16 protein-coding genes are annotated in these 19,695 nt (G+C 65.6%); 1 reads left to right on the top strand and 15 read right to left on the bottom strand.

Annotation, left to right across the window (positions count from 1 at the left end; translation table 11 throughout):
* The 15 genes from NP534_RS17550 to NP534_RS17620 all read right to left on the bottom strand — a co-directional run.
* Window positions 1–825: helix-turn-helix transcriptional regulator (locus NP534_RS17550; RefSeq protein WP_274099541.1), on the bottom strand; the 825-nt coding region annotated here is incomplete at its 3' end.
* On the bottom strand, window positions 822–2,234 hold the full coding sequence (locus tag NP534_RS17555) for an aminotransferase (RefSeq protein WP_274099542.1): 1,413 nt from the start codon (window positions 2,232–2,234) through the stop codon (window positions 822–824). The genes NP534_RS17550 and NP534_RS17555, both read right to left, overlap by 4 nt.
* A 34-nt stretch (window positions 2,235–2,268) precedes the next feature.
* Window positions 2,269–3,372 (bottom strand): polyamine ABC transporter substrate-binding protein, encoded by a 1,104-nt coding sequence (locus tag NP534_RS17560; RefSeq protein ID WP_274099543.1) that lies wholly within the window; start codon window positions 3,370–3,372, stop codon window positions 2,269–2,271.
* Between the two features lie 114 nt (window positions 3,373–3,486).
* Window positions 3,487–4,188 (bottom strand): NAD(P)H-dependent oxidoreductase, encoded by a 702-nt coding sequence (locus NP534_RS17565; protein ID WP_274099544.1) that lies wholly within the window; start codon window positions 4,186–4,188, stop codon window positions 3,487–3,489.
* Between the two features lie 67 nt (window positions 4,189–4,255).
* Window positions 4,256–5,446, bottom strand: a complete 1,191-nt coding sequence (locus tag NP534_RS17570) for a pyridoxal phosphate-dependent aminotransferase (RefSeq protein ID WP_274099545.1) — start codon at window positions 5,444–5,446, stop codon at window positions 4,256–4,258.
* A 23-nt stretch (window positions 5,447–5,469) separates the two neighbouring features.
* A complete protein-coding gene (gene alr, locus NP534_RS17575; protein ID WP_274099546.1) occupies window positions 5,470–6,699 on the bottom strand; it encodes an alanine racemase in 1,230 nt (409 codons plus the stop codon).
* 34 nt (window positions 6,700–6,733) lie between these two features.
* On the bottom strand, window positions 6,734–8,341 hold the full coding sequence (locus NP534_RS17580) for a 5-guanidino-2-oxopentanoate decarboxylase (RefSeq protein ID WP_274099547.1): 1,608 nt from the start codon (window positions 8,339–8,341) through the stop codon (window positions 6,734–6,736).
* On the bottom strand, window positions 8,334–10,451 hold the full coding sequence (locus tag NP534_RS17585; RefSeq protein WP_274099548.1) for an acetate--CoA ligase family protein: 2,118 nt from the start codon (window positions 10,449–10,451) through the stop codon (window positions 8,334–8,336). The genes NP534_RS17580 and NP534_RS17585 overlap by 8 nt, the downstream gene beginning before the upstream one ends.
* 18 nt (window positions 10,452–10,469) lie before the next feature.
* Window positions 10,470–11,630 carry an acyl-CoA dehydrogenase family protein gene (locus NP534_RS17590; RefSeq protein ID WP_274099549.1) on the bottom strand — a complete coding sequence of 387 codons (1,161 nt, stop codon included), beginning with the start codon at window positions 11,628–11,630 and terminating at the stop codon, window positions 10,470–10,472.
* A 27-nt stretch (window positions 11,631–11,657) separates the two neighbouring features.
* Window positions 11,658–12,452 carry an enoyl-CoA hydratase/isomerase family protein gene (locus tag NP534_RS17595; protein WP_274099550.1) on the bottom strand — a complete coding sequence of 265 codons (795 nt, stop codon included), beginning with the start codon at window positions 12,450–12,452 and terminating at the stop codon, window positions 11,658–11,660.
* 221 nt (window positions 12,453–12,673) lie between these two features.
* The gene (locus NP534_RS17600) at window positions 12,674–14,077 is read right to left on the bottom strand and encodes an amino acid permease (RefSeq protein ID WP_047580965.1); all 1,404 of its coding nucleotides are present in this window, start codon (window positions 14,075–14,077) and stop codon (window positions 12,674–12,676) included.
* 220 nt (window positions 14,078–14,297) lie between these two features.
* A complete protein-coding gene (locus NP534_RS17605) occupies window positions 14,298–16,556 on the bottom strand; it encodes an ATP-binding protein (protein WP_274099551.1) in 2,259 nt (752 codons plus the stop codon).
* Window positions 16,553–17,335: a substrate-binding periplasmic protein gene (locus NP534_RS17610; RefSeq protein ID WP_274099552.1), complete on the bottom strand. Its 783-nt coding sequence runs from the start codon at window positions 17,333–17,335 to the stop codon at window positions 16,553–16,555. Before NP534_RS17610 ends, NP534_RS17605 begins: the two co-directional genes overlap by 4 nt.
* Entirely contained in the window at window positions 17,332–18,048 is a 717-nt protein-coding gene (locus NP534_RS17615; RefSeq protein WP_274099553.1) for a response regulator, read from the bottom strand. Before NP534_RS17615 ends, NP534_RS17610 begins: the two co-directional genes overlap by 4 nt.
* A 74-nt stretch (window positions 18,049–18,122) precedes the next feature.
* Window positions 18,123–18,767: a TetR family transcriptional regulator C-terminal domain-containing protein gene (locus NP534_RS17620; RefSeq protein ID WP_033698782.1), complete on the bottom strand. Its 645-nt coding sequence runs from the start codon at window positions 18,765–18,767 to the stop codon at window positions 18,123–18,125.
* A gap of 130 nt (window positions 18,768–18,897) precedes the next feature.
* Here NP534_RS17620 and NP534_RS17625 point away from each other — a divergent pair, with 130 nt between their 5' ends.
* Complete coding sequence (locus tag NP534_RS17625; protein ID WP_274099554.1) at window positions 18,898–19,644, top strand: enoyl-CoA hydratase; 747 nt, start codon at window positions 18,898–18,900, stop codon at window positions 19,642–19,644.
* Window positions 19,645–19,695 lie beyond the last annotated feature (51 nt).

Genomic DNA, 19,695 nt, shown 5'->3' on the forward strand with positions numbered 1-19,695 from the left:
GATCTCAAGCTTCAGATACAGGTTCTTGCGGTGCATCCGCACCGTCTCCGGTGAAATCCCCAGCTGCACCGCCGTGGACTTCACCGAATGCCCCCGCAAGATCATGTGCGCCACCTCCCGCTCCCGATCGGTAAGCACCTGGCAACCAAAACTCTCGAACGCCGCCTGAACGCTGCCGCGTTCGGCCGAAGCCGTGGCGGCTTCAAGGTTGTAACGGGCATAACGCCCCAGCACTTCGCGCACCATCGGCTCGACCGCCCGCAGCAAGTCGATCTGCCCGCTGCTCAAGCGCGTGCCACTGCACCCCTGGAACAGGCTGAAGGACAGCTTGCGCCCCTGGCTGAGGTCGACGATGTAGTAGCTGTCTTCGCTGCAGCCGGTGCCCAGGTAATAGGCCTTGTAGTAGTCGCTGTCGAAGAAGTGGTCCGGGGCGATTTCTTCGAGGTGATAGAACCCCTCGGCCAGGCCACTCTGCACGGCCAGGCAAAAGGGGTCGAGCAGATAGCCGGCGGCGAAATAGCGCTCCAGCACCGCAGCACGGTGCACTTCGGGGATGCCCTGCTGATACAGCAGCTGCGGTGCCTGCCCCTGGCATTCGAGACTGATCATCATCGACTCCACCTGCACCAGTTCGCCAATCGCGGCGGCCACGTAGTGCAGGGCATCGGCCGTTTCACTGTGGCTCAGGGCACGCTGCAGCGCCGCATGCCATTGCTGCAGTGCCCCCAGCGAAAGGGTGAGCGGAGTGTCGGGAGAGGCTTGGGTCATGCCCGGCAGTCTAGCCTGCCAGGCACGCCCACGCACAGCCCTTTGCGCCAGGCTCATCGGCCTTGGTACAGCCCTTGCGCGGTGAGCTCACGCGCCGTTTCGATGATGCACTGGCGCAAGGTTTCGACGATTTCATCCACTTGCGCGTGCGTGATGATCAACGGCGGCGACATCACGTTCAGGTGCATGATCGGCCGAACCAGCAACCCCCTGGCCTGGGCTTTGCTATGGATGCGCTCACCGATGTTGACCGCGTCGGGGAACAACGCCTTGCTGGCTTTATCGGCAACGAACTCGACACAGGCCATCAGCTTCATGCAGCGCACATCCCCGACCAAGGGCAGGTCGCGCAGGCTGTGCAGCCGTTGTTCCAGGTAGCTGCCAACATCCTTGACGTGCGCCAGCAACTGCTCGCGCTCGATGATCTCGATGTTCTTCAGGGCCGCTGTGCAGCACACCGGGTGCCCGCTGTAGGTGAAGCCGTGGGTGAAGCAGCGGCCCTTGCCTGGCTCGGCGATCACCTGCCAGATCCGCTCCGAGAAGATGCACGCACCCAGCGGCAGGTAAGCCGAGGTCAGGCCTTTGGCGGTGGTGATGATATCCGGGGTTACCCCGAACAGCTCCTCGCTGGCGAAGAAGGTGCCCAGGCGACCGAACGAGGTCACCACTTCGTCGGCGACGAACAGAATGTCGTAGGTCTGGCACACCTGCCACATGCGCTCGAAGTAGCCCTTGGGCGGGATGATCACCCCGCCCGAACCCATGATCGGCTCGGCAAAGAACGCGGCCACGTTGTCGGCGCCCAGGGAAAGGATCTTGTCTTCGAACTCGGCCACCAGGAAGTCAAGGAACTCGGCCTCGTCCATGTCGTCCGGCGCACGGTACACGTTGGGGTTGGAGACGTGGTGGATCAGCTCATGGGCGTAGTCGAACTCAGGCACGCGGTCGGCCGCCTTGTTGCCGATCGCCATGGTCAGCGTGGTGGAGCCGTGATAGGCGTTGTAACGGGCGATCACGTGCTTTTTGTGCGGCTTGCCGCGGCAGTTCTGGTAGTACTGGATCAGCCGGTAGGCGGTGTCGACAGCGGTGGAGCCACCCGTGGTGAGGAACACGTGGTCGAGGTCGCCCGGCGCCAGTTGCGCAAGCTTCTGGCACAGCGCGATGGCGACGTCGTTGGCCATATCGGAAAACGGATTGGAGTAGGCCAGCTTGCGTACCTGGTCGGCGATGGCCAGGGCCATCTCTTCGCGGCCCAGGCCGATATTGGTGCACCACATGCCGCCGACCGCATCGAGAAAACGGTTGCCGTGAGTATCGCGAATGTAGGCGCCTTCACCTTCGACGATGTTCAGCGCGCCCTGTTCGCGGTGCTCGTCGAACACATGGTAGCCGTGCATGTAGTGGGCCTTGTCGGCGTCCACCAGTGGGTCGTGGGCGATGGCGAATGCTTTGCTTGGGGTGGCCATGGGCAGCTCCTTGGCGGGAATCGGTTGGCAGTGTTCAGAAACCGGTCTTGACCGTGCTCCAGACCCGGGTGATGGCACGCATGTCCTTGGGGCTCTGGGTCTTCTGCGCGAACAGGCGTTCGCGGGTCTTGGCATCGGGGTAGATCGCCGGGTCCTGGCGGATGTCGGCCTGTACCAACGCCGTGGCAGCGGCATTGCTGTTGGCGTAGTGGATGTAGTCGGTGACCTTGGCCATGGTTTGCGGCTGCAGCAAAAACTCGATAAAGCGGTGCGCGTTGGCCGCGTGCGGCGCGTCCTTGGGGATGTACAGGTTGTCGAACCAGATCAGCGAGCCTTCCTTGGGGATGAAGAACGACAGCTTGATGGCCTTCTTCGCTTCTACCGCACGGGCCTGGGCGGTGGCGTAGTCACCTGACCAGGTCAGTGCCAGGCAGACATCGCCATTGGGCAGGCTGGTGAGGTAGTTGACCGAATCGAACTTGCGGATGTACGGGCGAATGCCCATCAGCAGTTGCTCGGCAGCCTTGAGGTCGGCCGGCGCTGCGCTGCGTGGGTCCTTGCCCAGGTACTGCAGGGCCAGCGGGATCACCTCGGTCGGCGCGTCCATCAAGGTGACGCCGCAGTCGGCGAAGCGCGAGACGATCTTGGGGTCGAACAGCATGGCCAGCGAGCCGATCGGTGCATCGGGCATGCGCGCGGTGATCTTGTCGACGTTGTAGGTGATGCCTGAACTGCCCCAGGTGTAGGGTGCCGAGTATTTCAGCCCCGGGTCGTACCCTTGCAGGTTGCTGACCACCTGCTCATCCAGGTTGTGCCAACTGGGCAGTTGCTGCTTGTCCAACGCCTGGAACACGCCAGCCTGGATCAAGGGGGGTACCAGGGAAGCGTTGAGCATCACCAGGTCATAGCCGGAGCGGCCGGTCAGCAGTTTGGTCTGGACGGTCTCGTAGCCATCGAAGGTGTCGTAGACGACCTTGATGCCGGTGGCCTTCTCGAAGTCGGCCAGGGTGGTCTCGCCGATGTAGTCGGTCCAGTTGTACAGCCTTAACGTGTTCGCACTGCCCTCCTCCACCGCCAGTGCCTGCGTGGCGGCCGACGCCAGCAGCAGACCGCCAATCACCTTCAGTGCCTTGCGCATAGCAACTCCATCGTGTGACTGCTCCGGATCGAGCCGATGGGTTCACTATCGGGGGATTTGCTTGAGGGCAACATACCCCGAATGTGTGGGTGGTCGTTTTTGGGCGGTTGGCATTTACGCCAGCGGATACAACGCCTCATCGAACTGCGCCAAGCGCGGGAACACCAGCGGCTGGTCGTCTGCCAACTGCTCCAGACGCTGCTGGTATTGCTGCAAAAACCCCTGGCGGGCCTCGGCGCTGATGTACGGCACGTGCCAGGCCACGAACGGTGGCAGCACCTCGAACCCGACATAGGCCAGCGTCCCCCGCAGGATCGGCCGCAACATGTCCTCGAGCGGCCCGTGAATCGCCCCTTCGCCAAACATGTGCTCACGCCCGCCCAGGGTCACCGTCACCAGCGCCTTCTTGCCAGCCAGCCCGCCCTGATCGTAGAAGCGCTTGCCGCCATAGCACACGCCCGACACCAGCACCCGGTCGATCCAGCCCTTTAGCATGGCCGGCGCCGAGAACCAGAAGATCGGGAAGTTCAGCACCAGCAGGTCCGCCCATAACAGCTTGTCCAGCTCTTGCTGGATGTCCGCAGCGATAGCGCCGCTCTTGACCCCCAGGCGCTGCTCCAGGGCATAGACCAGGTACTCGGGGTTCTCGCGCTGGGCGAAATCATCAGCACTGGCTACCGGGTTCCAGCCCATGGCGTACAGGTCGCTGACCTGCACCGGGTGGCCCTGGTCGCGAAAGGTGGCCACGGCCTGGTCACGCAGGGCTGCGGTGAAGGATTGTGGCTCGGGGTGAGCGTGGACGATCAGTACATTCACAACGTTTCTCCTCACACAAAACGGGATGCGTCAGCGACGGCGCAACACTCGATACAGCCGTGCTTACTCACGCAGGGGCCTGCTGTTGCATCAGTGCCTGGGCACAACGGGCAATGCGCTGGCAGGCATCGACCAGCGCCTCGGGGCCCACCACCAGCCCCAGGCGAATGTGCCCGGCGGCGCTGGGGCCAAAGGCCTCGCCGGCCAGCACCGACACACCTTCGCGGTCCAGCAGGCGGTCGGCAAAGGCCTGCGCGCTGAGGCCGGTTGCGCGAATATCGACCATCACGAACATGCCGCCATCGGGTTTCAGGGCCTTGACGCCCGGGCAACCCGCCAAGTGTTCGCACACCAGGTCGCGGCGCTGGCGATAGGCGTCGCGCATGGCCTCAAGTGCTGGCATCGGCTGGGTCAAGGCCACCACGGCGGCGTCCTGGATAAAGTCCGGCGAGCCATACAGCATGCACAGGGCCAGGTTTTCCAGGTGCGTGGCCAGCTCAGGTGAGCTCACTACCCAGCCCACCCGCCAGCCAGTCATGGCGTGGGATTTCGACAGGCTGTTGAGGGTGGCGGTGCGCTCGGCCATGCCCGGCAGGCTGCCAGGGCTGACATGCTCGCCGTCGTACAGCAGCTCGCTGTACACCTCGTCAGAGATCAGCCACAGGTCGTGGGCGATGCACAGCGCTGCCAGTGCCTCCCAGGTCGCGCGCGGCAAGCTTGCCCCCGAGGGGTTGTGCGGGCTGTTCAGGGCCAGGGCGCGGGTACGCGGGGTGATGCGCGCCGCGACGTCCTGCGGGCACACCCGAAAACCGTTCTCCGGCTTGACCGGCACCGGTACCACTTTGGCGCCGCAGGCACCGAACACCGCCTCGTAGGTGACGTACATGGGCTCGGCGACAATCACCTCATCGCCGGGGTCGAGCACGCACTGGGCCACGCAGAACAACGCGCACTGCGCACCCGCCAGCACCGTGACCTGCTCGGCACTGACGGCCTGGCCGCTGCGTTGCCGGTGGCGATCGGCGATGGCCTGGCGCAGGGCGAGCTTGCCGCGCACATCGGCGTAATGGGTATGGCCTGCTCGCAGGCTGTCGATGGCAGCCTCGACGATGGGGGCCGGGGTGTCGAAGTCCGGGTCCCCCACCGACAGCAGCAGGATGTCCTTGCCCTCGGCCTGCAGCGCCAGGGCGCGGTAGTGGATGTCCCAGGCGGCGGCGCCGTCGCCGGCGATACGTTGGGTCAGCTTGGCGTAATGCATGGCAATCTCCCTTCAGTACGGGGTCAGTCGACGAGAATCTTCGGGTTTGAGCTGCCCCACACGGTGTACAGGTCAGCCAGCAATGCACCGTTGATGTCTTCCATTTCGCCCTGGGTGATCTCACCCCCGGCCTGCTTGCCGAACAGCACCACTTCGTTGCCGTTCTTGACGTCGGGGAAGTCGGTGACATCGACCATCAAGGTATTCATCGACACCTTGCCCACCACCGGCACGCGGTGGCCGTTGATCAGCACATGGCCCTTGTTGGTGAATACCCGGCGGTAGCCGTCAGAGTAGCCGACGGTGATATTGGCCAGGCGCGCGTCACGCGCCAGGGTAAAGGTGCGGTCATAGCCGACAGTGTTGCCGGCCGGGTAGCTGTGCACGGCGGCCACCCGCGACTTGAACTGCATGGCGCGCTGGTACTCGGTGCGCGCCGGCACGGTATCGCCGAACAGCGCACCGCCGGTGCGGACCATGTCTAGGCGCGCCTCGGGCACCTCCAGGGTAGCGAAGGAGTTGGCCGCGTGCAGGGTCAGCTGGCTGCGGTCAAGCTTTGCATGCTTGATCAGCCAGTCGGCCTGCTGGTTGAACGCTGCCAGGCCCTTGCGTACATCGTCCTTGTCTTCCACGGCGAAGTGGGTCATCAACGCCACCAGCTTCAGGTGCTTCTGGTCGGTGACCTGCAGCGCTTCACCGCGCCCGCTCCAACTGGCCATCTCCACCCCGTTGCGGCTCATGCCGCTGGAATTGAGCGCCAGGTGAATGCGCAAGGTCTTGCCATGGCGCTCGGCGATGGCGTCGGCCTGGCGGGCGAATTCGGCGCTGCCGACCAGTTCTTCCATGTCGTATTGCAAGGCATCTTCCAGCTCGCTCAGGCTGGCCAGGCGCACCCGCACCAGTTGCCCGGTAAAGCCGCTGGCCCTCACCACACGGGCTTCCTCGTTGCTGGCCACCGCCACGCAGGGCACGCCAAGGGCGATGACCGAGGGCATCACCAGGCCGATGCCGTGGCCGTAGGCGTCGGCCTTGAGCACGGCGCACAACTTGGACTTGCCACCCAGCTCCGCTTGCAGGGTGCGGATGTTGTGTTGCAGGGCGCTTGCGCTGACCTCGACCCAGGCATTGCTGTTTTGCACGGTCAGGGCGTTGCTGCCGTTGTCCATCGACAGCGGTGGTGCGGCATACAGCGGGGCCTGGCCGGTGATCAGCAGGGCCAGGGAAGCAGCCAGAAGCGTGCGGCGAAATGGCATGGGGGTTTCTCTTGTCATGGGTAATGCGCCGCTGTCAGCAGACGCAGGTATGTTTGAGTTCGATAAAGGTCACGCCTGGCGTGGCGAAGCCGCAGGCCAGGTCTGCCTGCAAGGCATCCAGGTCGCGCGGCTGGCGCACTGCGCAGCCAAATGCGCGGGCCAGGCCGATGAAGTCGGGGTTGCGCGGCAGCACGCCAACCGGCTCGATGTCCAGGCCGAGCATGTCGTCACGGATCTGCCCGAGGGCATCGTTGTTCCACAGCAGCACCACCAGCGGCCGGTCCAGTTCCTCGACGGCGGTGGCCAGCTCCTGGGCGGTATAGAGGAAACCGCCGTCGCCGACCAGCACCAGGCCGGGGCGGTGGTCAGTGGCGAACATGCCGCCGATACCTGCCGGCAGGCCGTAGCCTAGGGTGCCGTAACCGGTGGGGTGCAGCCAGCTGCGCGGCGCCCGGCTGGCAAAGGCGTAGTTGCCGGTGTAGGCCAGTTGGGTCATGTCGCTGCTGATGAAGGCGTCATCCGGCAGCACCGCTTCGATGCGATCGAGGATGGCCTGGTGAATGGCCTGCAACGGCGCATGCCCGTCACGGATGGCCTGGCGCAGGGCGGCCACCGTTGCGATGGCCTGACGAGGGTCGCGATCGCCCTCGGGCAAGGACGCCAGCAAGCCGTCGAGGGTCTGCCGCGCATCACCGTGCAGGGCCACGGCGCAAGGGTAGAAGTCGTTGAACTTGCGCGGGTCGATGTCCACCCGCAGCAACTCGCCATTGACCGGCAGGCGCTCGCGCCAGAAGTCGGTGTCGGCCATTTCGGTGCCCACCGCCAGCACCACATCGGCTTCGCTGATCAGTTGCCAGCCTGGCGCCACGCACAGGCTCGAACCGGCATTGAGCGGCGCCTCGGGAGGCAGCAGGCCCTTGCCGGCGACGCTGGTGAACAGCGGCGCGGCCAGGCGCGTGCTCAGCTGCTGAAGTTGTTCGGCAGCGCGCAATGCACCGCCGCCGGCGATGATCATTGGCCGTTTGGCTGCGGCCAGCTTCAGCGCGGCCTGGCCCAGCGTGGCCTGGTCGGGCTGGCCCCGCCCTGGCCGGCGCACCACCTCGTCGCTCCAGTCGCGGGCAACGGGCGCGGCCAGCACGTCCAGCGGCACCGAGATGTGCACCGGGCGCGGGCGTTCGCTGTCGAATACCGCCCAGGCACGGGCAATCAGCCCGGGCAGGTCTTCGGCGCCCAGCGCCACAGCGGAAAACGCCGTGATCGGCGCAGTCATGGCGCGCTGGTCCTGGGTTTCATGCAGGCAGCCCCAGCCTTTGCCCAGGCTGGCCGTGTGGTTGACGCTGGAAATCACCAGCAGCGGGATCGAGTCGGCATAGGCCTGGCCAATGGCGGTGGCGGCATTGGTCACACCTGGGCCGGTGATGACGAAGCACACCCCCGGCCTGCCGCTGACCCGGGCATAACCATCTGCCATGAAGCCGGCGCCCTGCTCATGCCGGGTCAGCACATGGCGGATGCCACTGCCGGGCAAGCCGCGGTACAGCTCCAGGGTATGCACCCCAGGGATACCAAACACGGTATCCACCCCGTAGTTGGCCAGCAGCCGTACCAGCGCCTGGCCGGCAGTCATCGGGCGCTCATGCATGTTGATCTCCTTGCAGCTGGCCGAGGCGGATCAGCGCATCGACCGCAGTGGTGCCGTGGGCACCAACCATCAATGGGTTCACATCCAGTTCCAGCAATTGCCCGGCGTTTTCACAGGCGTAGTCGGCCACGGCGCGGATCGCCGCCACCAGTGCCTCCAGGTCGGCCGCCGGGCGGCCACGGAAGCCTTGCAACAGGCTGGCGCTGCGCAGGCCCAGCAGCGCGGCGCGGATGGCGCTGTCGGTGGTCGGCAGCAACAGGCTGACGCTGTCCTTGAGCAGCTCCACCAGCACGCCGCCAGCACCGATCACCAAGGCCAGGGCGAAATCGTTCTCACGCTTGATACCGACGATCAGCTCGGCCAACGGCGGCGGCGCCATGGGTTCGAGCAGTATCTGGTCGAACGGCACGCCTGGCGCATAGGCGCCGATGCGCTCGCGCATCTGCACCAGGGCGGCCTGCAGCGCCGCTGCATCACGCAGGTTCAGCGCCACCGCACCGGCTTCGGTCTTGTGCGGCAACTGCGCACTGACGGCCTTGAGCACCAGTGGGTAGCCCACCCCGGCAGCATCGTCCAGCGCGCGTTCAGGGGTACTCAGCACACCGGCCGGCACCGGCAGGCCAAAGGCGCTCAGGGCTTGTTTGGACTGCCATTCATCCAGCAGACGGCCAGCGCCTTCGAGGGGCTGTGGGCTCAGCGGTAGCTGCGCCGCCTCGCCTTGCTCCAGCAGGCGCTGGCGGCTGCGTTGATACGCCACGATCCGCCCCCACGCCGCCAAGCCATCTTCAACCCCTTGCAGCGCAGCGATGCCGCGCGCATGCAGACGTTCACGGGCGGCTGCCGGCAACAGCTCGGGAAACGCCGAGGTGACGAAGCCGATCTTGCCGTGGCGCTCCAGCGCATCGCAGTACAGCGCCAGCAACAGGTCGCATTCCTTGCGCTCGCCGGTGAACTGCGCCGGGTAGTCGAGCACCAGCATGGCCGCATCCGCCGCGCCGCACAGGCTGCTGTCGAGCATGCGTTGCAGGGCCGCCTCATCGCCCCAGATCGCGGTGGTGAAATCCAGCGGGTTGACCAGGTTGGCGTAGGCCGGCAGCACGTGGGCCAGCGCGGCGACCTGCCCCTGCTCCAGGCTGGGCAGGCTCAGCTGGTTGCGCTCGGCGTAGTCGGCGATCAAACCGGCGTCACCGCCCGAACAGGCCAGCGCGAGCAGCCGGCCATCGCCAGGCAGGCGGCCGCAAGCGGCGGCCTTGAGCGTCTCGACGAAGCTCACCGGGCCACTCACGCGAATCACGCCCAGGCGCTGGAACAGGCTGTCATACAGGGCATCGGAGCCAGACAGCGAGCTGGTGTGGCTGAGCGCCAGTTCCGCACCGATCTGCGACACGCCAGTCTTCAGGGCAATGATCGGCGTGCCCTGCTGCAGCGCCTTGTACGCGGCGCGGGCAAAGCCGGGCACGTTTTTCAGGCCCTCGAGGTGCAAGCCGATGGCGGTCACCCGTGGGTCGTCGAGCAGCACGTCCATCAGCTCGGCCACGCCCAGCTGCGCCTGGTTGCCGACCGACGCCATGTAAGCCACCGGCAACGAACGGTCGCTCATGGACAGGTTGTAGGCGAAGTTGCCGCTTTGGGTGAGGATCGCCACGCCCTTCTCTACCTGCTTGCCGCCATGGGCCACCGGCCACAGGGCGGCGCCGTGCAGGTAGTCGAGCAGGCCATAGCAGTTGGGGCCGAGCAAGGCCATGTTGCCGGCCGCCGCCAGCAAGCGCTGCTGCAGCAGGCGGCCTTGCTCGCCGCTCTCGGCAAAGCCCGAGGCATAGCAGATGGCACCCCCGGCACCGAGGGCGGCCAGCGCCTCGACGCAGTGCAGGGTCAGCTCGCGGTTGGTGGCGATGAACACCGCGTCAGGCGCGCAGGGCAAGTCCGCCACCTGCGCCACACAGGGGATGCCCTCGAGGCTGGCGTGCTGCGGGTTGACCAGCCACAGCGGGCCGGCAAAGCCACCTTCGGCACAGCGCTTGAGGGCCCGGGCCATGCTGCGCCCGCCCACGAAGGCCAGGTGCCGTGGCGCCAGCAGGCGCTTGAGGTTGTCACGAATCGAATGCGACATGCTGATTCTCCAGGGCGATCAACGCAGCAACGGGCGCAGCAGTTCGCGGGCAATGATGTGCCGCTGGATTTCCGAGGTGCCCTCCCAGATCCGCTCGATGCGGGCGTTGCGCCAGATGCGTTCGACCGGCCCTTCGTCCATCAGGCCCATGCCGCCAAAAATCTGCACGGCTTCGTCGGCGACCTTGCCCAGCACTTCGCTGGCGAACAATTTGGCCATGCCCGCTTCGCCATCGGTCATGTTGCCTTGGTCCATCTTCCAGGCGGTGTGCAGGGTGAGCAGTTCGGCGGCGCGGATCTGCGTGGCCATGTCGGCCAGCTTGAACGACACGCCCTGGTAGCTGCCGATGGGTTGGCCAAACTGCTTGCGGTCGGCAGCCCACTGCAGCGAGGCGTCCAGTGCGCGCTGGGCTTGGCCGACGCAGTTGGCAGCGACCATCACGCGGCCGGCAGTAAGCCAGGCGTTGGCCACTTCCCAGCCCTTGCCGACCTCGCCCAGCACCTTGCTGGCCGGTACCCGGCAGTCGTCGAAGAACAGCTCGTAGGTGTGATAACCCCGGTTGCTCACGCACTTGGGCCCGCGGCGGATGGTCATGCCGGGGGTATCCCGGTCGACCAGCAAGGCGGTGACCGCATTGCGCTTGCGCCCGTTGTGCTCGTAGGTGTCGGTGACCGCGAAGACGATGGCGAAGTCGGCATGGCCGGCGTGGCTGATGAAGTGCTTGCTGCCGTTGATCACGTAGTCGTCGCCCTGACGTACGGCGCGGGTCTTGATGGCGTTGGCATCAGAGCCGGCGCCGGGTTCGGTCAGGGCGAAGCAATCGGTCTTTTCACCCTGCACGCACGGCAGCAGGTAATCGGTGATCTGTTGGTCCTTGCAGGCCATGAGGATTTTCGAGGGGCGCGCGACGAACACGTGCAGTGCCCAGGAAACCTTGGACAACTCGCGCTCGATCAGTGCCTGGGACAGGTAGTCGAGGCCACCGCCGCCGACTTCCTCGGGCATGTTGAAGGCGTAGAACCCGGCGGCGATGGCCTTGCCGCGGATCTGCGCGGCAAGCTCCGGCGACACGGCGTCGGCGCGGTCTACCGCGTCTTCATGGGGCAGCAGTTCCTTGGCCACGAAGCTGCGTACCGCTTCCACCAACATTTCTTGTTCTTGGGTCAGTTGGAAATTCATCTGCGAAGGTCCTGGAGGGGGAACGGGTTATTGGCCGACGAAGTGTGGCGGGCGGCGTTGCAGCGAGGCCTTGAGCGCCTCGGCGCCGTCCTGGCTACGCCCGCACAGCAAGCCGGCCTGGCGCTCGGCCTCGAGCTGCTCGGCCAGGGTGCGTTGCGCGCCCTCGCGGATCAGCCGCTTGGTCTGCGCGTAGGCGAAGGTCGGGCCGTTGGCCAGGCGGCCGGCCAGTTCGGCAGCCACTGCAGGCAATTGCTCGTCGGCGCAGACCTCGCTCACCAGCCCTGCCGCCAACGCGCGTTCGGCGCCCCACAGCTCATCGAGGAACAACAGCCGTTTGGCTTGCTCGCTGCCGATCAGCCGTGGCAGGTGCCAGCTGGCGCCGGCGTCGGGGCTGTAGGCCATGCTGGTGTAACCGGCCTTGAATCGGGCCGAGGCGGCAGCGATGCGCAGGTCGCAGCACAGGGTCAGGTCCATGCCGCCGCCGACGGCGGTGCCATTGATGGCGGCGAGGGTGGGTTTGTCGAGGGTGTGCAGGCGCAGCATCAGGGCGTGGGCAGTCTCGGTCCAGCCGTAGCTTTCCAGCGCGCCCCGGGCTTCGGCTTCGGCCCACTCGGCAAGGTCGGCACCGGCGCAGAAGCTGCGCCCGCTGCCGGTCAGCACCACCACGCGTACAGCCGGGTCGCTGTTACAGGTGTCCAGCAGGGCATGTAGTTGCTTGAGGGTGGGGATGTCCAGCGCGTTGCGCTGTTCGGGGCGGTTGAGGGTGATCCAGGCAACGCCGGCTTCGACCTTGCTCAACAGTGACGATGACGGGGTAGTCATGGGGGCCTCTCGGTATTGTTGTTAGGGGTGGAGGGCTTGACGAAGTGATACTAAACGAGTGTTCAACAAGGTGGAGTGGGTTGTTACAACTTTGCACAACTCGGGTTTTTGCGGTGAGCTGTGAGATAGCGGGGGGCTGCTTTGCAGCCCTTTCGCGACGCGAGGCCGCTCCTACAGACGACCGCGTTCTGTTGGAGGAGCGGCCCCGGCAGACCCAAGCCCTACCCCACACTCGGCGCCAAGGCCCCCTGGCGCCGACGGTTCACCACGAAATACGCCGCATAGCACAGGGCAATGAAGCCAAAGCCCCAGTACAACGACGGCCGCTGGGTCTCATCCATGGCCAGAAATACGAACAGCGAGCAGCACAGGGTGATGCACAGCAGCGGCACCAGCGGATACAGCGGCGCCTTGTACTTGAGGTCCTGCAGCTGCCCACCATCGCGCAGAAACGCCTTGCGGAACCGGTACTGCGCCAGGGCGATGACGATCCAGGTCACCGTGCCAGACATGCCACTCACTGCCATCAGCACCATGAACAAGGTGTCGGCGGCGATGAAGCTGGTCATCAGCGACACCAGGGCAAAGCACAGGGTGATGCTCAGGGCACGCAGCGGTACACCGCGTTTGCTCAACGGCGACAGGCTTCTGGGCGCCATGCCCGTCTTCGACATCGCCCAGAGAATGCGAGTGGAGGCATACAGCCCGGAGTTACCCACCGACAGGATGGCGGTGAGGATGACGAAGTTCATCAGGTCGGCCGCATAAGGAATGCCGACCATGTCGAACACCTGCACGAACGGGCTTTCCATCAAGCCGGCCTGCTCGTAGGGCACGATGGCCGACAGCACGGCAATCGCCAGCACGTAGAAGATCAACACGCGGAACACCACGTTGCGCACGGCGCGGGGGATGCTCTTTTCCGGGTGCTCGGTCTCGCCGGCCGCCACGCCCATGATTTCGCAGCCCTGGAAGGCATACACCACGGTCATCATCACCGCGAACACCGCCGACAGCCCGTGGGGGAACACCGACTCGCCCATCAGGTTGTTCAGCATCGGTGCCGGCGCCCCGCTGTTCAGCGGGATGGCGCCAAAGATCACCAGCAGGCCGATCACGATGAAGCCGAGGATGGTCGCCACCTTGATCCCCGAGAACCAATACTCCGCCTCGCCAAAGGCCCGCGTGGCCAAGGCATTGAGGCCGAACAGCACGACCACGAACAACGCCGACCAGTACCAGATCGGCACCTCGGGGAACCAGCGGGTCATCAACATGCCTGCAGCGGTGAACTCCAGGCCCACGGTGGTGGCCCAGCTCATCCAGTACACCCAGCCGATCATGAAGCCGGTGGCCGGGCCGATGAACTTGGTGGCATGGGCCTGGAACGAACCGGAGACCGGCATCTGCACCGACAGCTCGCCCAGGCAGACCATCACCAGGTACATCAACAGCCCCGCCACCAGGTAGGCCAGGATCGCGCCCATCGGCCCGCCCTGGTTGATGGTCACGCCCGAGCCCATGAACAGACCGGTGCCGATCACGCCGCCCAGCGACAGCATGAAGATGTGCCGGCTTTTCAGCGCGCGGGTAAGCTGGATCTTGCCTTCGTGGGTGTCAGTCATGGCGCACCCCACCGTTGCAGGGGGTGCGTGGCAACGCGGGCGCGCCGCTTACAAGCGTTGGTTCAAGGAGGGGCTGAGCGCTACGGCATGTCATTATTGTTATCTCCAATAAGCCTCATGGACCGCGTGCAACACGGTTGCCATCGATTATTGGAAACGGATGTAAGGTGCCGTTGTACGAACCGCTCGAAGATGTAAAAAGTCGTAAGTTTTTTGTACGTCAGCGCTGGGTCAGCTGTTGCAGGGTCGAGCGGGCCTGTTCCAGCTGGGCTGTCAGCGGCTCGCCGAGCGCCAGCAGCGCCTGCGCGTCGTGACGCTGTGCTGCCGCCTCAAGGCGGCGCAACAGCGCAGCCAGGCCGGCAAAACCCAGGGAATCGCAACTGCCCGCCAGGCGGTGCGCCAGGTGCGACACTTCTGTGCAGTCCATGGCCTGCAGGGCATCGGCCAACGCGGTAGCGTGCTGCTCGAGCAACTGGCGCAACACCGCCAGCAGGTCCTGAAGCTTCTGCTCACCGAGCAAGCTGCGGTGGGTTTGCAGCAGCGACCAGTCCATGCCCGCGCCATCGGCAGGCGCGGCCACCTCGGCAGGCGCCGCCTCGGCCAGGGCCTGGCGCAGCTGGCCCAGCCGCAGCGGCTTGGCCAGTACGCCCTGCATGCCGGCGGCCAGGTAACCGGGCACCTGCGCTGGCTGCACCCCGGCGGTCAGCGCCAGGATGCGGCTGTCACGGTTTGGCCCTGGGGTAGCGCGGATACGCCGGCACAACTCCACCCCGTTCATGCCGGGCAAGTGCACATCCAGCAGGATCAGGCAGAACCGCCGCTGGGCACAGGCTTGCAGGGCTTGCTCGGCATCCTCGGCAAAGCACACCTGGTGGCCATCGCGGGCCAGCAAGCCGCCCACCACCTCGCGGTTCAGCGCCACGTCCTCGACCACCAGGATATCCAGGCTGGCCGAGGCCACGTGAGCGTGCTCACGGGCGACGGCAGGCTGCCCACGCGCCATGTCGAGCTCGAACCAGAAGCAACTGCCCTGCCCTGGCACGCTGTCCAGGCCTATGCACCCGCCCAGCTTTTGCACCAGGTGCTTGCAGATCGCCAGGCCCAGGCCGGTGCCCCCGTAGCGCCGTGCCACGGCTTCGCTGGCCTGGATGAAGCGGTCGAAGATCTTCGCCTGCATGGCCGGTTCGATGCCGATGCCATTGTCACTGACCGACACCCGCAACCGTTGCCCGCGTTCATCGCTGGCCAGCACCTGCACCCTCAGCGTGACCTGGCCGTGCTCGGTAAACTTGATGGCGTTGGCCAGCAGGTTGCTCAGCACCTGGCGCAGGTACTGCTCGGCGCCGTGCTGGTGCTCGGCCAACTGCCCGTCGATCGCCACGTGCAGCGTATCACCACGCGCCAGGGCCATGGGTTCGAGCAATGCCAGCACCTCCCCGCACAGCTGGCGCAGCGAGAAAACCAGCGTTTCGGCGTGGCTTTCACCCTCTTCCAGGCGGGCAAAGCAAAGCACTTCGTCAAGAATGGCCAGCAGCCCTTCGCCGGCCTTGTACAGGGCCTCCAGGCGTTGCCGGTCGGCTGCGTCGAGCCGGGCCCCACGCAGCAGTTCGGCCATGCCCAGAATGCCGTTGAGCGGCGTGCGCAACTCATGGCTCATGGTCGCCAGAAAGCGCGACTTTGCCAGGTTGGCGGCTTCAGCCTCGTCCTTGGCCCGGGCCAGGCTCGCCGTGCGCCGCTCGACCATGGCCTGCAGCTCATCGCGCTTGCCCTGCAGCGCAAGGCGGTCGAGCTCGCGGCGCTCGATGTCGCTGAGGATGGCCCGGCGCATATCGTCCAGCGCATGGGCCACCGTGTCGATCTCGTCCGGGCGCGCAGAGCGGCGCCGGTCCAGGCGCAGCGGCTGCTGCCAATGCCCGGCACCGATGCGCCGGGCAAATTCGGCCATCACTTGCAAATGCCGCGTCACCAGGCGGTAGAACAACCCCGACAGCGCGACGGCCAGGCCACACAGGAAAACGCCCATCCACAGCAGGCTGGCCAGGCCTGTGGCATACAGCCGCCGGTGCACCGCACCCAGGTCGATGCTGACCTCCAGTTCGCCAAGGTGCCGCGCCGGCCCCGAGGGCGGCTGGTAATCCAGGGGGAAGCGCTCGATGCGCAGGGGCCCCTTGGGCTCGGCATCACCGCGCAACAGGGTGAAGTCATCGCTGACCAGGCGTACCCGGGCCACATCGGAAAAGTCCACCAGGCCACGCAACTGCACATCCAGTTGCGCTTCGTCGAGGTCCCACAGGCTGCGCTCGAGGCTTGCCAAGTAACCGGCGCGGATCAACGCCATGCGCGCTTCGATATCGCGCATCTCACGGCGGTATTCGAAGTACAACTGCACAGAGCTGGCCAGCACGGTGAAGCACAGGCTGAACAGCAGGATGAACAGCAGCAGGCGCCGCAGCAGGCCATCGGTGCGCAGGCGGATCATCGCGCGTCCGCCGGCAGGTCGATCATGTCGCGGTAGGTCACTTCGCTCTGCTCCAGCCAACGGTCGATCTCGCCGGCTTCGCGCATGCGCTGCAGTTGACGGTCGATCTCGTCCATGTGCTGGCTCAACGGTGATTGCCGCGACACCGCAACGCGCAGGTAGTCCACGCTCAGGGCGGCGGGCAAGGCGCGGATGTCTACGGCGCCGGGCAGGTGCTCGATGAACAGCTCACCGGTGCGCCGCTCCTGAATCACGAAGTCGATGCGCCCACGGATCAGCTTGCCGAAGTTCTGCTGGCTGGACGAGACCCGCTCGATGTTGTGGTGACGGGCGACGAAACGGTCGAATTCGGCGCCATAGCTTTCACCGTAGAGCAACCCGCCACGGTACCGGGCCAGGTCTTCCAGGTGCTCGAATTGCACGGGCCGACGGCGGTTGTAAAACACCGCCACTTCCTCACGGATCACCGGCACCGAAGAAAACCGCATGCCTTGGTCACGTTGGTCGCTGTCGTAGGCCAGCACCACATCCACCCGCCCGGCGGCAACGTCCATCAAGCAACGCTTCCAGTTGCCCAGCACCACGGTCTGCACGTCTCGGCCCATCCGCGCGAACAGCTCACGGACCACCGTTGGCGCCAGGCCGCGCACCTGGTGGCCGTCGCTCCAGGAAATTGGCGGGTATACCGGGTAGTCGCAGTAGCGCACCGGATCGACGGCTGCGGCCTGCACGCCTGGCAGCAGCAAGGCCAGGGCAAGCAGGCGGCCGAGGGTGTTCACGCCGCCACACTGGCAGTGAACAGGTAACCGGTGCCATGGATGGTGATGATCAGCTGCGGCTCGGCCGGGTCGTCGTGCAGCTTGCGGCGCAGGCGGCCGACCAGCACGTCGATGGACCGGTCGTTGGGCATCCACTCACGGTTGCGAATCTGGTCCATCAGCTGGTCGCGGCTCAAGGTATGGCCACTGTTGCGCAGAAACACGCTGAGCAACTGGAACTCGCCGTGGGTCAGCAAGGTTTGCCCGCCACGGGGGTCGATCAGGCGCCGGCGGTCGGTGTCCAGCGCCCAGTCGGCAAACTGCTTCAGCGATTGTGCGCAGGTGGGGGTTGGGTGCACCTCGCGGGCATGACGCACGCGGCGAATCAGGTTTTTGGCGCGCGACACCAGCTCACGGGGGTTGAGCGGTTTCATGATGTAGTCGTCGGCGCCGCACTCCAGGCCGACGATGCGGTCGATGTCGTCGTTGCGCCCGGTGATGAGGATGATGCCGACCTCCGAGCGCACCCGCAGCTCGCGGGTCAGGGTCAGGCCGTCCTTGCCGGGCAGGCGGATGTCCAGCAGCACCAGGTCGACGTCCTGGCTGCCAAGCAGCGCCTCGGCCTTTTCGGCGGTGTCGGCACAGTGCACGTCGTAGCCTTCCTGGGACAGATAGGCCTGCAGCAAGTCACGAATAAGCGGATCGTCATCGACGATCAATACCCGAGGCGTCATTGCGTGTCGTCTCTTTTTTTATTGGTTTGGTCTACACACTCGCGACAGCAGCGTACTCGCTACTGAACGGGCGATCAACAGCCCTCGGGCAGGCGGAAGCGTTGCCGCCCACCGGCCTGCAAGCCATCGACCCAGGCCTCGCAGATCTGCACGCCCTGGGCCGGGGTGAAGGTGCCGGGGTTCAGGCCCGATTCGAGCCACAGGCCATCGAGCAAGGCGCTCAGGCTGATCGCCGCCAGGTCGGCGTCAAAGCCCTGCCAGCCCTCTTCCACGGCCAGCGTGGCAAGCAGCCGGCTCAGCTCGTTGCGGTATTCGCCATACGAGTGTTCATGCACCTGGTTGATCGCCTCGGCGGTCTTGACGGCGCCCCAGAACGCCAGCCAGGCATCGAGCAGCTGCGGGTCGAGCAGTTCGGCGCAGAACGAGGCGCGGAAGAATGCCGACAGCCGCTCGCGGGCCGTGGGCGCGGCCTGGGCCATGGCTTCGCGCAACAGGCCCATGACCCGCCCGGTGACCGCCATGTAGGCTTCGGCCACCAGTTCGTCCTTGCCGGCGTAATGGTGGCTGATCAGCCCCACCGACACCCCGGCCTCGGCGGAAATCTTGCGGATCGAGGCCCCCTGGAAACCATGGCGTTTGAGGCAGACCAAGGTCGCCTCGACCAGGTTGGCCTTGCGCAATTGCGGCAGCATGCGGTGGTAGCGGGCTTCCTGACTCATCGGCGGTTCTCGGGCGGTTGACGGGGCTGAACGACTGTACAACAAGCCGAACGCCATGATAAACCCTGATGGCCACTGCCCGGCGGTTACACTTTCCCGGGCCCACCCACAACAACAAAAAGCGGCTGCCATGAACGACCTGATCACACGCGAACTGGACCAGGGCCTGCTGACCCTGACCTTCAATCGCCCCGACAAGCTCAATGCCCTGAACATCGCCATGTACCGCCAGTTTGGCGACCTGCTGCTGGCGGCGGGTGAAGACCCGCAGGTGGAGGCGATCCTCATCACCGGGGGCGCGCACTGCTTCAGCGCCGGCAACGACCTGCGCGATTTCCTCGACAACCCGCCCAGCGACAGGGACAGCCCGGTGTTCCGCCTGATGCGCATTGTCATGGGCCTGGAGAAGCCGCTGATCGCTGCGGTCAGTGGCGCGGCGATCGGCATCGGTGCCACCCTGCTGCTGCATTGCGACCAGGTGCTGGTCAGCCGTTCGGCGAAGCTGCGCATGCCGTTTGCGCCGCTGGGGGTATGCCCGGAGTTTGGTTCCAGCCTGTTGCTGCCACGTATGCTCGGGCACGCCCGCGCCGCCCGCTTGCTGATGGCCAACGAGCTGCTCGATGGCGAGCGGGCGGTGGCCTGGGGCTTGGCCAATGAGCTGCATGACGATGGCGAGCAGTGCCTGGCGGCTGCACGGCAACTGGCACGGCGCCTGCAGGGTTATCCGCAGGAAGCGTTGCGGGTCAGCAAGCGCCTGCTCAAGGATGGGCTGCGTGAGGCGCTGGAGGCGACTGTGGAGCGGGAGAGCCAGTTGTTTATCGAGTGCTTGCGCACGCCTGAGGCCAGGGCGGCGTTGCTGGGGTTGGTCAGGGATTGAGGATCGGGCGCTGATCTGAAGTGCATGGCTTGGTTTTTCTAGGGCCTGTGC

Source organism: Pseudomonas sp. 39004 (assembly GCF_028682155.1).
In the GTDB taxonomy this organism is placed as follows: domain Bacteria; phylum Pseudomonadota; class Gammaproteobacteria; order Pseudomonadales; family Pseudomonadaceae; genus Aquipseudomonas; species Aquipseudomonas capeferrum.

What these genes read in the sequence shown, in the direction of transcription:
- NP534_RS17560 (WP_274099543.1), bottom strand. Translation starts at nt 3,372, where the DNA reads ATGCGCAAGGCACTGAAGGTGATTGGCGGTCTGCTGCTGGCGTCGGCC.
- NP534_RS17590 (WP_274099549.1), bottom strand. Translation starts at nt 11,630, where the DNA reads ATGAATTTCCAACTGACCCAAGAACAAGAAATGTTGGTGGAAGCGGTA.
- NP534_RS17615 (WP_274099553.1), bottom strand. Translation starts at nt 18,048, where the DNA reads ATGACGCCTCGGGTATTGATCGTCGATGACGATCCGCTTATTCGTGAC.
- NP534_RS17585 (WP_274099548.1), bottom strand. Translation starts at nt 10,451, where the DNA reads ATGTCGCATTCGATTCGTGACAACCTCAAGCGCCTGCTGGCGCCACGG.
- NP534_RS17595 (WP_274099550.1), bottom strand. Translation starts at nt 12,452, where the DNA reads ATGACTACCCCGTCATCGTCACTGTTGAGCAAGGTCGAAGCCGGCGTT.
- NP534_RS17605 (WP_274099551.1), bottom strand. Translation starts at nt 16,556, where the DNA reads ATGATCCGCCTGCGCACCGATGGCCTGCTGCGGCGCCTGCTGCTGTTC.
- NP534_RS17620 (WP_033698782.1), bottom strand. Translation starts at nt 18,767, where the DNA reads ATGAGTCAGGAAGCCCGCTACCACCGCATGCTGCCGCAATTGCGCAAG.
- NP534_RS17580 (WP_274099547.1), bottom strand. Translation starts at nt 8,341, where the DNA reads ATGCATGAGCGCCCGATGACTGCCGGCCAGGCGCTGGTACGGCTGCTG.
- NP534_RS17555 (WP_274099542.1), bottom strand. Translation starts at nt 2,234, where the DNA reads ATGGCCACCCCAAGCAAAGCATTCGCCATCGCCCACGACCCACTGGTG.
- NP534_RS17570 (WP_274099545.1), bottom strand. Translation starts at nt 5,446, where the DNA reads ATGCATTACGCCAAGCTGACCCAACGTATCGCCGGCGACGGCGCCGCC.
- NP534_RS17625 (WP_274099554.1), top strand. Translation starts at nt 18,898, where the DNA reads ATGAACGACCTGATCACACGCGAACTGGACCAGGGCCTGCTGACCCTG.
- NP534_RS17600 (WP_047580965.1), bottom strand. Translation starts at nt 14,077, where the DNA reads ATGACTGACACCCACGAAGGCAAGATCCAGCTTACCCGCGCGCTGAAA.
- alr (WP_274099546.1), bottom strand. Translation starts at nt 6,699, where the DNA reads ATGCCATTTCGCCGCACGCTTCTGGCTGCTTCCCTGGCCCTGCTGATC.